Here is a 14,211-nt window from a genome sequence, read left to right as displayed (position 1 = left end):
CCGCACGTACGCCCAGCTTTGCACCCATGGCTGGAGCTTGGCAGCAACCAGGCGGTAACCCGGAAGCCGCCGTGCCCGTTCGCTTCTTGGTCGCACTTGCGACCCGTCCAGGCGCGGAAGTGGAGGACTCCCTACACTAGCGGATTCTTACTGCTCTCCCGCTGCAACCGTGACCTCTCGACGGGTCATCGATAAGACCGAATAGGTCGCCGGACCTCGCGCATCGGTGCGAGTCAGAAGAGGCTTCTTAGCGCCAACACTTTTGCCGCTCGACGACACTCCAAGCCGTACGTCTGCCCAACGCGCCCCAATGCCGACAGCATCCCGCAAGCTTCGATCTCGGCAGGCTTAGCGGCCGGGCATCGCTGAAAAAGCCGGGGTAGCTTTGCCTATCGACGTCGATTTGTCGGCAAAATCTCAGTTGATGGAATTCTGTCATGTCCGCCTGCTTTCCTTGCAGAAATGCGAGAAAAGCTCGGTTGACTAGCCATCCTCATTCCCGCTCTGTAGGCCAACGTGTGGTTGCGCCCCGGAGCCTGAACCGCGCCTCAGTTCAGTAAGGATAGCCAAGCCATGCATCAAGCCTTGCCTCCGGCCTCTTTCGTGCTTTCCCCTCGTCAGAGCGTGACGGACGCCCAAAACAGTGACCCACTCTTGATCCTATGCAAGGCAGTATGTCAGCTGCGAAAGTCTGGCGCATTGCCGCCGACACATCACGACTACCCGCATCAACGTCAAGCGTTCCGGCAAGCGGCACCCACGCGCGAGCAAGTTCGCCAATCATGCGGCGGCTCGTGGGGCGAAGACATGCTTGTTGATGCCGGCCATCGATGGCTCGGACCCTGATGCCATCCGGTGCGTCTACGCCGGGGGACATCGCAGATCCAGGTGGCGCGGCGTTGCTGTCGCGGCCCAAGATCGAGGATGACATGCCAGATCGGAACAATGGTCGCCAAGCTGAAGACGATGCTGAGGAGACTTCGTCAAGCTTCACATCACTCCACGACTCCAAAAGCGCTGACTGCGAACCCGCCATTCTGCCGTCGCGCGCGAGCGCGCTTGCGGGCATCCACGAAATTTCGAAGGCACTCACCGCCTCCTCGGCGCTCGAGGTCAGGTTGGCCAAGGTCGTAGATCTGCTGCGATCGTTTCTTCAAATGCGGCACGGCATCATCTCACTTGTCGACTCTGATGGCGAACTGGAAATCATCGCTGGCGCCGACCAGACCGAGAGTTGCAGTGAGCGCTGCCGGACGTACCTGCCGCGGAATGCAATCGACCAGGTTTTGGCGACGGATAAGCCGCTGGCCACCGAGAACATCGCGGTTCATTCGGCTTTCACCGCGGCCGACAGGGACGTGCTCGGGGCTTCCGACGACATACCAGTGTCCTTCATCGGCGTTCCCATTCGCGTCGATGCAAATGTGGTGGGCACGCTGACCGTCGACCACGCACTGCGCCATGGTTCAAGAGTTTGGCTCGATTACGGCCTATGTCTGCTCCCGTTAATCGCCAACCTGGTAGGGCAGACGGTGAAGTCGCATCGCTCTTTCGAGAGCGACCGCGAGCAACCGGTGGCAAGGCAGGACCCCCTGCCAAAACAGAAGCGCCTGGCCCCGCAGCGTAACACTCACGTGGAGGGGATGATTGGCGACAGTTTGGCGTTGCGCGGGCTGCTTGAGAAGGTCGCGCTCGTAGCCAAGGCCAAGATTGCGGTTCTGTTGCGAGGCGAATCCGGTACCGGGAAGGAGCTGGTCGCCAAGGCTATCCACGAATTGTCCCCGCGCGCCAAGCGGCCCTTCATCAAGCTCAATTGCGCGGCGCTGCCCGAGACTGTGCTGGAATCCGAATTGTTCGGCCATGAGAAGGGTGCGTTCACGAGCGCGTTCAACTCTCGCAAGGGGCGCTTTGAGCTCGCCGACAAGGGGACATTGTTCCTGGACGAGATCGGCGAGATTTCGGCCTCGTTCCAGGCAAAGCTGTTGCGCGTGTTGCAGGAGCAGGAGTTTGAGCGCGTCGGGGGCAACCAGACCATTAAAGTCGACGTCCGCATCATCGCCGCCACAAACAAGAACCTGGAAGAGGCAGTTGCCAGAAACGAGTTCCGTGCCGACCTCTACTACCGCATCAGTGTTGTTCCCTTGCTGGTGCCGGCGCTACGCGAAAGGCGCAGCGATATTCCGCTCCTTGCCGCTGAGTTTCTCAAGAATTTTAACGATGAGAACGGCCTTATGTTGACGTTCGATCCGAGCGCAATCGACGTGCTGATAAACTGTGACTTTCCCGGCAACATTCGCGAACTGGAAAATTGTGTGTATCGGACCGCCGTTCTGGCGGCGGGGCCATCAATCGGGAAAGAGGACTTTGCGTGCTGCCAGGGCAAATGCTTCGCCGAGGCGCTGCATAATTGCAAACTTGGCAAAGTCGCGCTGCAACCTTCGCCGGTCGGGCCGCTGGCACTGGGTCGGGCCGTACCGCCGGCTGCTGGGATTAGTTCTGCCGCCGTCGCAGCCCCAGACACCCTGGGGCAGTCGCCGCTGAACGCAGCTGGGATCGTCCACTCCGCGAGAATGGCCGATGCCGAACGTGTCATCCAGGCAATGGAAAGATGTGGCTGGGTTCAGGCAAAGGCGGCACGCCTGCTGGGACTGACGCCGCGCCAGATTGGCTACGTGTTGAGGAAATACGGCATCGAGATCAAGCGTCTTTGAACAAATCACCGAGCCGAGCATCTGGGACAATAAAGCATTCGTGCCTTGGCGCCTTGAGACGAGTGATGCGGTGCTCGTCCAATTCCGATCCGATCCCATAGGCCGCGCTGCCCCCACGGTAGTCCCCACGAGCGGTCCGACGGCGGCGCTTTCGGTGGTCCAGCCTATGTCACGATCCCAACGCGTGCCCGACACACGGAAACAGAAACTGAGAAAAATTGATGTCTGATGCAAAACTTCAAGCTGTGCTTTCTTCCCTTTCGCAAGTCGCGAGACAGTTGGATGTTCTGCTGTCCGACAAACCGGCGTCTGATCCTTGTTGCGTCAAGCTAAACACGAACGAGAACCCGTTTCCGTTGCCGGAACCCATAATGCAAAGTGCGATGGCCGCTCTCGGACAGCAATATCTATATCCAGAAGACGACAACGCCAGCTTGAGGCAAGCAGCGTCGGAAGCCTACGGCGTCTCGAAGGATCAGGTGATCGCCGGAAACGGATCGTCTGAACTGCTCGGGCTTATCTACAGAGCTTTCCTGGTTCCAGGAGACAGAATGGCGATGTTGTCGCCGGGGTTTTCGTTCAACCGCAAACTTGCCCGTTTGCAAGGTGCCCAATTCATCGAAATCGGATGGGGCGCGGATCATTCCTTGCCCGTCGACGACTTGCTCTTGGGACCGGCAAAAGATGCCAAGTTCATTCTCCTGGCTAACCCAAACAATCCCACCGGAACGTTCGTTCCTGTGGCCGATGTCGAACGCCTGGTATCACAATCAGACCGCCTGATTGTGTTGGATGAGGCGTATGTCGATTTTGCACCGGACAATGGTCTGCATCTCCTCAATCGTTATCCAAACCTCCTGATCTTGAGAACATTTTCGAAAAGCTATGCCACCGCCGGCATTCGCGTCGGTTTCGGACTTGGCCACCCTGAAGTCATTGGCAGGCTGCGGGAGCTCCAGAACGTCTTCAACATGAACGTGATCGGCCAGGCTGTTGGCATCAGCGTGCTTGGGCACCGCGGCGCCTACGCCGAGAACCATAAGCACATCAAGCATGAAAGACAGCGAGTGACAGTGGCACTGTCGAAACTTGGATTTTCCGTAATACCTTCTCACGCAAATTTCCTGCTAGCGCGTGTGCCAGCCGGGCAGGAAGGCTCATGGTGGCAAGGAGCCTTGGAAAGGCAAAAGATACTCGTTGCCTTCTTTGAGGATGCAGGGCTGGAAAATTACATCCGCGTCAGCATCGGTACAAAAGCCGAGATGGATGAATTTCTCGAGGTCGCCACAGAGATAGCTGCAACGGCGAAGGAAACGACCCCGTTGTGCCGGCCGTCGGCGGCGGCCGCTTCTGCCTTAAGTCGGTAGTTCCCCGGCGATTTCAGCGCACCATTAATTTGAATTTGCCCATTGCGAGCCACGAACTGTTGCAAAGAGTTGGAGAAAATCCGTGAAGAATGCCTTCCCCGGCGGCCTGACCTTCGGCATATTCGACCATCTGGACGAGGACGGCTGCGAGATTGCCCGGCAATACGCCGATCGTCTGAGTTTGGCAGAGGCGTGCGACCAGCTTGGGTTCTACGCATATCATCTGGCAGAGCACCACTGCACACCGCACGGGATGGGGCCATCGCCGAATCTGTTCTTATCCAGCGTCGTTCAACGCACCCGGCACCTTCGCGTCGGCCCGATGGTAATGCTCCTTGCCCTTTATCATCCACTGCGTGCGTTCGAGGAGATCTGCATGCTCGACCAATTGAGTGGTGGCCGGGTCGAACTGGGCATAGGGCGCGGCTCTCTCCCAGTCGAACTGGGTTACTTCGGGATTGCTGCGGAGGCGGCGCCAGGTCACTATGCGGAAGCCAGTGAAATCCTTATCAAGGCGATGAAGGGCGACACGCTGTCCTATCGCGGCCGCCATTTTGAATTGAATGACGTCCCTTTGACGCTGAGATCGCATCAGCGCCCCCATCCACCGACATGGATCGCCACCAATAGACCCGAGTCGGCCAGCTGGGCCGCTGCTAGTGGCGCCAACATCGCGTGCCTGGGACCTGCCTCTTCGGTTCGCAGAATTACGGATGCATTCCGAGCCTGCCTGAAGCACAGTGCCGACGCGGACGAGCGAAGGCCATTTCTTGGGATGCTCCGCATGGTCGTGATCGCGCGATCGGAAACGGATGCCTATGCGCTCGCGGCACCCGCTTACGATCGATGGCTCAAGAGCTTCAGGTTCCTCTACGATCTCAATGCGCTTCAGACGCCCCCAAATCTGCCGCTGAGCTTGGATGCAGCAATCGAGAGCGAGTTGTGCGTGGTGGGGACGGCATCTTCCGCGCGACAAGCTCTTCTTGATCAGCTCGAAGAGGCCGGTGCTAATTATCTACTTTGCCAACTTGCATTTGGAAATCTGTCCTTAGACGCTTCGCTATATACCGCAAGGACGATCCAATCTGAAATCATGGCTCGAGTTACCTGACGTGCAATGCGCGTTTCGCGTTCGGAGTTGCATTTATCTGGTGCTCCGGTCCCGCTAGTGATGCCGACATTGTGCAACGACCGCGGCCGATGCTGCAGCGCGCCGGCCGATTTCCATTTAACCCCCTAAATTGTTCAGCCGGCCAAAATTCCACAGCCGTTTGTCGTTCTCTAACAGAGCGTTTCGCATGCAACGCCATCGCCATCACGATCCAACCTGCGGCCCCATGGGCAATTGCTGAGATACCATTGGGCTTCCTCGCAGGAGCCGATTTGCGAGCAAGTCCGCCGCGGCTGGCATGCGTAGCTTTGCGCTACCTGCCGGCGGCTGATGATGCCGAGACGACTGACGGCTGGCTGCTGACTGTCCGCATGCTCGGCACGCCAATCCCATGGCTCCTGAAACGTTCCGATCCATAGGCCGACGTTTGCCTTCTCGGCTTCGCTCTGCTGCACTGCATACGCGCCGTGGCTGTAACGAAACCAGTCGAGTGCCTGGCCGTGCTCGACCATCCAGGCGGCGACGCCGGCGCCGTCGGCGCGCCGGCAGTCGCCGACAAAACGGCCGTAGCGGTCCCAGGTGACGAAGCTGCAATGCACTGGCCTCGAGGCCGCTAGGAACTTATCCAGTGCTTCGGCGGCTTGGCGGCCGCAGGCATATTCGAAGCCCTTGGCGTCGTCGCAATACTGCCGGCTTTCTGGCGCGTCGATTCCGTTAAAGCGGATTCGCTGTCCGTGAATTTCGATCGTGTCGCCATCGATCACTGACGCAACACCGGCGATCGGCGCCGGGCTCGGGCCATTCCAGTTCGCCAGATTAAACTCAGGCATGCGGTCGCCATGCTGCATGACGAACTGCGTGGCGTAGGCCGCCATCGCCGCCACGGTTACGACAATCAGCCGCTTTGGAATGCCCCCCAATTTGCGTACTCGCCGCTGCTTGGCGCCAGTCCGTTTGCGCCATTGGGCAGATCGATTGTCGTAGCGAGAGCTGTCCAACGTCCGCCGCCCCTACTCGCACCCGACGCCGTCGTGATCGCGGTCCAGCTTGTTGGGATCACCGTTGGTGATCTTCACCGGGCCAACCACGACAGCGTTGTTTCCCTTGCCGCCTGCGCAATCCAAATCACCGCCGCCCGCCCGTGACGATTGAGTCGGTGCTGCCGACACCCCTCGATACCTATTGACGACTGCGGCAGCGCGCACGCCGTCGCCCTCGATATGCGTGTTCTGACTGTTCGGATTGAACGGGTCGACTGTTTGGAGGAGCAGATTTGCATGGCCCGCGTCGCCGGCCGTGAGTGTCACCGTATCGTAATGGTTCAAATAGTCCGCTGCGCAGCCCGAGAAGAGCACTGCGCATAACACGCACGAAAATTCGCGCACGCCCATGAATGAATTTCCCCAACCCAGGCAAGATCATGCGCTATTTGGCTTTTGTTGTCGAATCCAGAGAGGTTCGCCCTTCCGTGCAGGCACCATTGCCGTCATTGCCGCGTCGTCTACAGTTGATAGATCAGAAAAGCCGGCTTCGGGGAGGATTACATGCGTGGCGCGCTCGTCTTTGGTTCCGTTCTTTCGTTGATCCTGTCATCGGCGCCTGCACTGGCCTGGTGGGACGGCGGGCACATGCAGGTCGCCGCCGTGGCCTACTCTAAACTGACGCCGCGGGCGAAGGCCAAGGTCGATGCACTGATCAAGCTGAACCCCGACTATCCGGGTTGGATCGCCGGCGTGCCCGATGACAAGAAAGCGCAATACGCCTTTGTTCATGCGGCCGTTTGGGCGGATGACATCAAAGACTCTGCCCACGGCTACACCAAGGACGACGACACGCCGACGGCGCAGAACATCGGCTACGCAGACAAAAACATGCACCGCTACTGGCATTTCAAGGACATCAGATTTTCGACCGACGGGACGCAATTCTCGGATGCCGATCCGATCAATGCCGTTTCGCAGATGAAGCTGTTCATCGCGGCGCTGCCGGCGACGTCGGCCGCGACCGATGACATTCGCTCCTACGACATGGTTTGGCTGCTGCATCTCATCGGCGACATTCACCAGCCGTTGCACGCGACGGAGCGAATTTCTGCGATCAACACAGATGGCGACCGTGGCGGCAATGAAGTCAACGTGACGCCGGCGACCGGCGAAACGATCGACCTTCACGCCTATTGGGATAGAATGTTCGGAGGTTACGTCTCCGTGCCCGGTGCGATCTTCGATGCTAATGACAAGGCCGGCATCTCGAAGCTCCAGGCCGACAGCGCAAAAGCCAAGCTGCTGGACCCGGACGCTTGGACCCAAGAGAGCTTCGTGCTCGGCAAGAACTTTGCGTATGCGGAGCCTGTGATGAGCGAAAACACCGTGGCCGTGCTAACCCGCACATATGAGACCGATGCGCGAAACGTTGCCAGAAGCCAGGCAGCGCTGGCGGCAGCAAGGCTCGCCAACGTTCTCAACGACGCATTCAAATAACGGACAAGAGACGGGCGAACTAAGAACAGGCGAGGGTGACGGTTTCGACGGTCACCCGCAGAACGGCAGGGCCATCGAATCGTGAAACTGCATAGGCCCCGACCTTATTTCAGCAGCAGACTACCCTGTCACCAAGCACACCTCTACCGAGGTAAGCGGGAGAAAAATTTCACGATCACTTTGCCAGCTTGCTCATCTGGCCTTCTTTGGCACATGATGCCGAGCCGGTGCCAATTCAACTGCGGGTGGCTTTAACGCCCGACGTCACGCCCTTGAAGGGAGACGATGAAGTCACGTTGTCGAGCATGGCGCACATCTTGTTCGGACCGTCAAAATTGAAGCCTAGACATCTCTGATCGGCAGCGCAGGCCAATACGCAGTCGGCATAGCCGCTCCGAACATTCGCGTAGGCGCCCCCGACCACTACTGTGTCCTTGGCGAAAACGAGGCTCGAGTACTGGAGATTCGCCTTGATTGCTCCCTTCGCCGCCATCACTGCGTCAGGACTCCTAACCAGAATCGACCCATTATCTTTCATGAAACAGGCGGCGTGTTTCTTATCGTAAGTGAGTGCTAAGCAGCGGCGATCTGCTTCGCATTGGGCTTGGCACTGTTCAAGCGAGATATTCCAGGCCGGCATACCCGGCAAATCGTTTCCCATAGCGTCCCATCCGTCCTGCTGCACAGACAGTTCTTCGGCCGCGGTAGCTGCTTCTTTCCGCTCATGGTCCATGTCGAAATCGCTTGGCGCGAAACTGGCCTTGTCGAGCCAAAGGCAACGGCTGGCGAGTTCTCGCGCTGAATTGTCGTCAAGGCCCACCGATGACAGTGTCTCGCTCGACGACACCGGTGCCAACGGCACCGACGTAGGTGAGGGTCTGTTGACAAGGCTTACCTGAACCTCGACGCCGGTGTTTGCCAGCCTCCGCGTGTAGCACCAGGCGGTGTTCCAAGTTGGAGCTTTCTCACTGTCAAAATGATGACCGGACTCGAGTTGCCAAGTGCTGCCGGCGTAGGTCACTTGGCGATAGGCGAACTTTACGAAATCGAACGTATCTGGATTGGCTGGGTCTGCGGGCGGCGGCGTCGGCTGCTCGATTGGGGGCGACTTCGGCTTGTCGGTCTTTCCCTCCTGGGCGATCGTCTCGCCACCCGGAATTCTGTCTTCTGATTTCTTCGTCTCTCTTGGCTCGTTTTCGTTCGGGTTTGACGGAATGTTTTGGGTGATCGGCGGTTCCGGTTGGGTCACCGTTGGGTCACGATCAAAGACCAGCCATACACCCACGCCGATCCCAATTGCGGCCATTGCGACGGCAGCGCCGCTAGCCATTCGCCGAAATGCATTGGCGCGAGCGATCTTGTCGTGCGCAGCTGCTTCTGCTTGCAGGGTTGGAATGGCCGACCGTTTGATCTGCAGATCGATAGCCTGCTCGAGCAGCTTGGTGTTATGTCGTACGAGCACGTCTGCTACCCCGCTTAGCCCCAGTCGCCGGCTCGTTAAAATCTGATCGCAGTTCACCTTCGAGGGCTTTCTCCATCTCCCTTTGGTCGTATTGCCCTTTTGCAGAAACCTTCACCAAATCGATTACTTCCGGGGGCAGTTCCCGGTCCAATGCCCGGCGCAACGCCTCCGGGTCGTCAGTAAGGATAGGCACATAGAGTATCTCTTTGACGACCTTCTCGACTTCAACAGGAACCTCGACGCGCTTTTCTACTTCTCTGTCGACAGGCACCTGCACCCGTACCTTCCGGACACGGCGCCACCGCCAGCGCAACAGCATCCGGCGCAACAATCGCGAGAGTTTGCTGTCACGCTGAACTTCGGGCTGCGCGCCGATGCGTTGCAGGGCCAGCGCGACCATCGCCGTGATTGGCCCCGCTAACGCGGCGATGAATGCAAGCGAGGCGAACCAGATCGTCGATACCGTGCCGGCCTGTGCGTCCGAAACGTCTTCCGGCTTCAGCCCATACCAGCGAGCTGCCAACCTACGGATCTGATCGTTGCGAGCAACTGGGAGGCGCTCTGTTTCCAGGCGGCTGAGTTCCGTAGCGATCGCCTCTTGCCGCTGCTGGTTCTTGGCGAGTGTCTCCGACTTTCGAGTTGCGCCTTCCTGAGCGGCCGCTAGCGCAGTACGTGCCTCGTCAAGCTTACGATCCCAATCGGCCGCGGTGCCGTCATAGAGCTTCTCCAGATCGTTTCGCCTACCCTCAAGGCGTTGTTTGTCTTGGAGGGTCATCGGAGGACTATCTTTTCGCAGCCTCTCATATTCCGCGCGGGCCGTGGCGACTGCGGGCTCCAATTCGGCCAACTTCGGCGCGAATTCGGCCTCCTTTTTGAGCCGCGGATTGGCTAACTTGTTCAGCCCTTCTTCGTTGCGCTGCACTGACGCAAGATCGCCTTTTTCGCGCGCGCTCTTTATGCGATCAACGTAGCTATCCCGCTGTCGCTCGAACTGCTCCACGGCGTCCTTGATCTCTCGATCGCGCCGTTCCACCAGCGCGCTTAGCGCTGCTTGTTTCTCCTCGAGAAGCTCTTTGGCTCGCGCAGCCGCAGGTGAGAGGGTGGTTGCTGCCTGCAGCTCTTCGTCAACCTCAGTTATCCGGGCACGCAACTTATCGCGCTCGGTGTCAGCCAATCCACTGAGCTGCTCCAGATCGCTCCGGGCCTTTGCCTCGTCGTCACTGTTTCGCAAACTTTCGGCTGCCGCCTTGAGATTCTCGAGCTCTTGCTGGAGTGTTTTGGTTTGGTTGGCGAAGTTGGCGTACTGCACCTCGCGCATTGTGCTGGCACGCTCCAATCCGAGTAGAACTGTCTCAAAAGTGATACCGGCCAAAACGAGCAGAAAAGCCAGGACAACAGGCTTCCAAATCCACGAGGCGCCGAACAGAAGCGTGGCGATTGGGATTTTCGTCAGCTCAGCAATCGCGATCATAAAGAAGGGGGCACTCGCAAGCACAAGGTCCATTGAGTCCGCCGCCTCATTGGCAACGAAGCCGCGGTAGCTCAGAGCAACGCCGGTGGTTAGGCCGATGATCGCCGCGACGATTTCAAGTGCCCACGCACCGCGATACGTCCACTGGCCATAGCTCGCCAGCTTTTGGCTCATTGCCGTGTGCATATGTGATCCCCACCCTTTTCCAAGCCCATCTTGACATGCGGCGCCGGCGTTTGCAGCAGAATTTAACGCTTGATACAGCGTTACTTGGAACAGGGTGAATAATCGGATGGACGCTGATGTTGAATAGGTATCGAACTGTGATTGGGTCCTACGCCAAGAAGGTGCGGACAGAGCAATCCGCAGATTTGACACTAAGGAGGAGGCCACCAAAGGTGGTGTGCTGGAATCTGCGGTTGGGAAAGGTGGCGGCTCCGTCCGGATCAAGAAACCTTGGCACAGTTCAAGAGGAGCGAACGTTCCCAGGAAGTGCTGACCCCACGGAGTCACCCGGCTAATATGCGTCGGGTGCTACCGTTTGCCATAATAGCTATCTTCACGCGAGTTGGATATCGGCAAATGACCATTTGCACGACGCTCTGCTAGATCGTGAGATGGAGGCGCTTCGGGATAGTTACCTGTTCTCACCGCCTTCGCGGCAATGCTCGTCGCGTGTTTCAAGGTCCTCGCGTCAAACCTGAACACGCCGCGCGGGTGTGCGAGGTGATGGATCGGCGCAGCAGTGTTTGGAACGTCCGCAATCGCGTCGCAGCCGTAATCGCTGCATTGGGGGAGGAGTTGGTGGGGCTCGATGCGAATAGGGACACCATGGCGATCTAGGATCCCACGCCTGACGACCGCAGGACCGGTTGATAGACACCTGCGGCGCCGGCGCATGGTCGCCGGCAACCTCTTTTGACATCGGCGGCGTCACTGCGCTTAGTTTTGCCCAAGAAAGTTGCCGACGGCACCTCCACTTGGCGAGCTAGAATTACCGAACGGCGATTATTTGCTGCCTATATGTTATTCCTGTGGAAACTCTTATCGCGGCATTTCTTCTCAGAAGCCGCCATGCTCCGCTTGAAAAAACGGGAACGCGGGGGGTGCCATGAGGGTTTTTGTTCGGGGATCGTTAGGGTTCTGCTTCGCCTTTTCGGGTTGTGCCAGCGTTCCGAATTTGCCAACCGATGTCGGTCTGCTTCGGATCTCTGACATTGTCGACAACATCCGGTGTGACCTAAAAGACGGCCGCGACGGCAGGCCCAAAGCCAATCCCCCGGTCAAGCCGGCCACATTCCTGACCGATAAAGGCAAATGGGCCGCGGCGGTCGAACTGTCGCTGAACGTGGTGGCGACAGGCGGCGGCGACGGCAGCGCCGGAAATGAAGTGCCGTATATCCCCCAGACAGGCACGTTTGCGCTGGCGACGAACGCGACCGGCACCGCTGACCGGATGGTCGGCTACAAGTTTACCATCGGCCTCAGTCAGAAAGACGATATCGCGTGCGACACGGACACCGTGAACGGCAGGCGCGCCCATGGGTCACGGCTTGTCGGGAACCTGAAGATCGCGGACTGGCTTGCCCAAGTCCAGGATTCCTACGCGGATACCAAAACCCCGCCCGATTCCGTGTCCTATACCATGGGATTTACGCTCGACCAGGGCGCCTCAGCGAGCGTCAAGATTGTGACCATACCTTTCAACACCGGGCAAGCCAGCCTTGGCATGGGCTGGAAGACCACCTGGAAAGATGTCAACAAGATCAGCATTGTGTTCGCGCCAAAGGCAGAGGAAACGCCGAAAGCCGCGCCGGCGCCCCAACGCGCGAACCCGCTGCCGAAAGGCCAACCGATAAAAAAAGTTCCGCCGCCGCCGCCGGTCGATCCGGGCGCAAAGGACAAACTGCTCAACGACCTGAACCTGCTCATCCTTCAGCAAAGCCTGAACAAGTAACAGGGACGCCTCGCGCGGCAGCTTCGGCCTTGCTGGGAACGGTGTGGGGGCGGCGCGGCCGATATGCCCGCCGGGCCTGCACCGCCGACATCTGCGGCGCGCAGCGGCTCACCCGTGCGTTGCGGATGGGTCCACCTTGCTTGGCGCGCCATAAAAATTGGGGACCGAAGAGAAAATTATGACAACAAAAGCCGAGCATCTGTTGGTTCACCATATCCGCGAGACACTTAGGGAAGCATGGGCCGCGTCGAGGGAGATGATCCATCAGATCGAGAACCAGGCCTACAAATCAATGAAAGAACTGGAACAGACGGATGCTGCCTACGATTTGGCCGGGGTTATGTTCGTCTACTATGTCGAGAAAGCGTTCCGGGAGATCGGAATGCTGGCCGAGCGTCTGCAGTTGCCCCAGACCAAGGCGGACCTGGTCGAACGCCGCAAGGGCCTTAAAATGATGACCGGCTCGGGCCTCATCGAGATGCTCGAAGATTTCTACTCGCCGGTTCTCGGTGAGCTGAACGCCACGTTCGAGGCCATGGCGGTCATGGTAGACGGGAGCGCCACGACCGGCATGTCGATGCTGGAATCGATTCTCAAAAACACGGCAGGGATCATTGACGATCAGGGCTTGGATCCTACGAAGGAAGGGGAAATAGACGACGCAATCGCGAAGATCGTGAGATACGTATTCCCGGACTTTGTGAACAAGCCGCAGATTGATAAGGCCGTCATCAATTACAAGCCTGATTTCGGGGTGAAATCCCTCGGTGCCCTGGTGGAATACAAGTTTGCCGTCGACGCGAAGGGCGTGAAGGTCGCTTTGGAGGGAATCTCTGCCGACATGATCCATTACGCGGGCGATCCCAATTGGGGAAAATTTTACGCCGTAATCTACACGACGCGACCAATTCTCCATGCGGAGCGGATCGAGGCTCACTTCACGTTCTCAACCAAAGATGCGGATCGGTGGTCGATTATCTTCGTCAACGGCCCGGGTGGGCCGAGGACCAAGCTCAAGGACAAGGAAAAGGCCAAGGTGCTTCAGACTGCGAAGAAGCGCGATGTAACGAAGTTACCGAGTGCGGCTTTGCGCAAGGCTCCCGCCACCCGACAAAGGGTAGCGACTAGTCATCGCCCGAGGCGTCAGCCTCAGCTTTCAGCAAGCTAAAGTGGGGAGCATGAGCAGCAATCGCAAAGCCAAAAAGCCATCTTTCGACAACGATCAGAAAAAGGAACTGAAACAACACGCGATCGGCCTCATGCGCGGGCTCCTGCAGGGGGCAATTCGGGTTGGCGATCCGAAGCCATTTGACTTTGGCGAACTGGGCGGAACTTTTTTTGAAGGGTTCACGGCTCGCTTTACTCCCTGTTTGTTGAGGCCAACTTCAAGTGCGTCATTCTTGACGTGGCAAGGTGAGAATTGGGAAAGGAACGGCAAATGGCCCTGTCGTGCAGATCTATACAGCCAATCTTCAACGTGATCCCGAGCAGCGATAGTCAGGGATGCAGTTCGGGCGTCCTGTTCGAGTTGTGCTGGATCGGTGATGGACCACCATTCTCCACGATTGCAGAGTGTCACTCGAGATGTTTCCCGTCGTCCTGGAGCCACATGCGGAGGACGAGCGCGCGGGATAGACGGTCAGATACGGCTC

12 protein-coding genes are annotated in these 14,211 nt (G+C 58.3%); 8 read left to right on the top strand and 4 right to left on the bottom strand.

Annotated elements, in window-relative coordinates:
* The first annotated feature begins 929 nt into the window (after positions 1 to 929).
* From nifA to AC0L2D_RS27535, 3 genes are all read left to right on the top strand, one after another.
* Complete coding sequence (gene nifA / locus AC0L2D_RS27545; protein WP_473543376.1) at positions 930 to 2,711, top strand: nif-specific transcriptional activator NifA; 1,782 nt, start codon at positions 930 to 932, stop codon at positions 2,709 to 2,711.
* A gap of 221 nt (positions 2,712 to 2,932) precedes the next feature.
* Entirely contained in the window at positions 2,933 to 4,078 is a 1,146-nt protein-coding gene (hisC, locus tag AC0L2D_RS27540; RefSeq protein WP_473543346.1) for a histidinol-phosphate transaminase, read from the top strand.
* A gap of 82 nt (positions 4,079 to 4,160) precedes the next feature.
* Positions 4,161 to 5,189 (top strand): LLM class flavin-dependent oxidoreductase, encoded by a 1,029-nt coding sequence (locus AC0L2D_RS27535; RefSeq protein ID WP_473543344.1) that lies wholly within the window; start codon positions 4,161 to 4,163, stop codon positions 5,187 to 5,189.
* 170 nt (positions 5,190 to 5,359) lie between these two features.
* Here the strand turns inward: AC0L2D_RS27535 and AC0L2D_RS27530 are convergent, their stop codons facing one another.
* Together AC0L2D_RS27530 and AC0L2D_RS27525 are read right to left on the bottom strand one after the other, a co-directional pair.
* A complete protein-coding gene (locus tag AC0L2D_RS27530; RefSeq protein ID WP_473543342.1) occupies positions 5,360 to 6,187 on the bottom strand; it encodes a thermonuclease family protein in 828 nt (275 codons plus the stop codon).
* A gap of 12 nt (positions 6,188 to 6,199) precedes the next feature.
* Positions 6,200 to 6,580, bottom strand: coding sequence for an excalibur calcium-binding domain-containing protein (locus tag AC0L2D_RS27525; protein ID WP_473543340.1), 381 nt, complete (start codon positions 6,578 to 6,580; stop codon positions 6,200 to 6,202).
* 153 nt (positions 6,581 to 6,733) lie between these two features.
* On the opposite strand from AC0L2D_RS27525, the gene AC0L2D_RS27520 reads away from it, so the two are divergent.
* On the top strand, positions 6,734 to 7,669 hold the full coding sequence (locus tag AC0L2D_RS27520; RefSeq protein WP_473543338.1) for a S1/P1 nuclease: 936 nt from the start codon (positions 6,734 to 6,736) through the stop codon (positions 7,667 to 7,669).
* Between the two features lie 235 nt (positions 7,670 to 7,904).
* Here the strand turns inward: AC0L2D_RS27520 and AC0L2D_RS27515 are convergent, their stop codons facing one another.
* Both AC0L2D_RS27515 and AC0L2D_RS27510 read right to left on the bottom strand, forming a co-directional pair.
* Positions 7,905 to 9,131, bottom strand: coding sequence for a PAN domain-containing protein (locus AC0L2D_RS27515; protein ID WP_145923732.1), 1,227 nt, complete (start codon positions 9,129 to 9,131; stop codon positions 7,905 to 7,907).
* Positions 9,115 to 10,788: an ABC transporter permease gene (locus AC0L2D_RS27510; RefSeq protein ID WP_027162790.1), complete on the bottom strand. Its 1,674-nt coding sequence runs from the start codon at positions 10,786 to 10,788 to the stop codon at positions 9,115 to 9,117. The genes AC0L2D_RS27515 and AC0L2D_RS27510 overlap by 17 nt, the downstream gene beginning before the upstream one ends.
* Before the next feature lie 175 nt (positions 10,789 to 10,963).
* Between AC0L2D_RS27510 and AC0L2D_RS27505 the strand changes: the two genes are divergently transcribed.
* The 4 genes from AC0L2D_RS27505 to AC0L2D_RS27490 all read left to right on the top strand — a co-directional run bounded on the left by AC0L2D_RS27505 (position 10,964) and on the right by AC0L2D_RS27490 (position 14,040).
* A complete protein-coding gene (locus AC0L2D_RS27505) occupies positions 10,964 to 11,101 on the top strand; it encodes a hypothetical protein (RefSeq protein ID WP_198032122.1) in 138 nt (45 codons plus the stop codon).
* A 612-nt stretch (positions 11,102 to 11,713) separates the two neighbouring features.
* Positions 11,714 to 12,559, top strand: coding sequence for a hypothetical protein (locus tag AC0L2D_RS27500; RefSeq protein WP_145721649.1), 846 nt, complete (start codon positions 11,714 to 11,716; stop codon positions 12,557 to 12,559).
* A 178-nt stretch (positions 12,560 to 12,737) separates the two neighbouring features.
* Positions 12,738 to 13,727: a hypothetical protein gene (locus AC0L2D_RS27495; protein WP_027162789.1), complete on the top strand. Its 990-nt coding sequence runs from the start codon at positions 12,738 to 12,740 to the stop codon at positions 13,725 to 13,727.
* Positions 13,728 to 13,737: 10 nt separating this feature from the next.
* On the top strand, positions 13,738 to 14,040 hold the full coding sequence (locus tag AC0L2D_RS27490; RefSeq protein WP_395316743.1) for a hypothetical protein: 303 nt from the start codon (positions 13,738 to 13,740) through the stop codon (positions 14,038 to 14,040).
* The last annotated feature ends 171 nt before the right edge of the window (positions 14,041 to 14,211 follow it).

This window comes from Mesorhizobium sp. WSM4833, assembly GCF_055811095.1.
The sequence above is the reverse complement of the archived record's forward strand: the minus strand, read 5'-3'. Positions and strand labels throughout refer to the sequence as shown.

Excerpts from the sequence above, each read along its gene's own strand:
- AC0L2D_RS27490 (WP_395316743.1), top strand. The coding sequence starts at position 13,738 with ATGAGCAGCAATCGCAAAGCCAAAAAGCCATCTTTCGACAACGATCAG.
- AC0L2D_RS27500 (WP_145721649.1), top strand. The coding sequence starts at position 11,714 with ATGAGGGTTTTTGTTCGGGGATCGTTAGGGTTCTGCTTCGCCTTTTCG.
- AC0L2D_RS27495 (WP_027162789.1), top strand. The coding sequence starts at position 12,738 with ATGACAACAAAAGCCGAGCATCTGTTGGTTCACCATATCCGCGAGACA.
- AC0L2D_RS27525 (WP_473543340.1), bottom strand. The coding sequence starts at position 6,580 with ATGGGCGTGCGCGAATTTTCGTGCGTGTTATGCGCAGTGCTCTTCTCG.
- hisC (WP_473543346.1), top strand. The coding sequence starts at position 2,933 with ATGTCTGATGCAAAACTTCAAGCTGTGCTTTCTTCCCTTTCGCAAGTC.
- AC0L2D_RS27510 (WP_027162790.1), bottom strand. The coding sequence starts at position 10,788 with ATGCACACGGCAATGAGCCAAAAGCTGGCGAGCTATGGCCAGTGGACG.
- AC0L2D_RS27520 (WP_473543338.1), top strand. The coding sequence starts at position 6,734 with ATGCGTGGCGCGCTCGTCTTTGGTTCCGTTCTTTCGTTGATCCTGTCA.
- nifA (WP_473543376.1), top strand. The coding sequence starts at position 930 with ATGCCAGATCGGAACAATGGTCGCCAAGCTGAAGACGATGCTGAGGAG.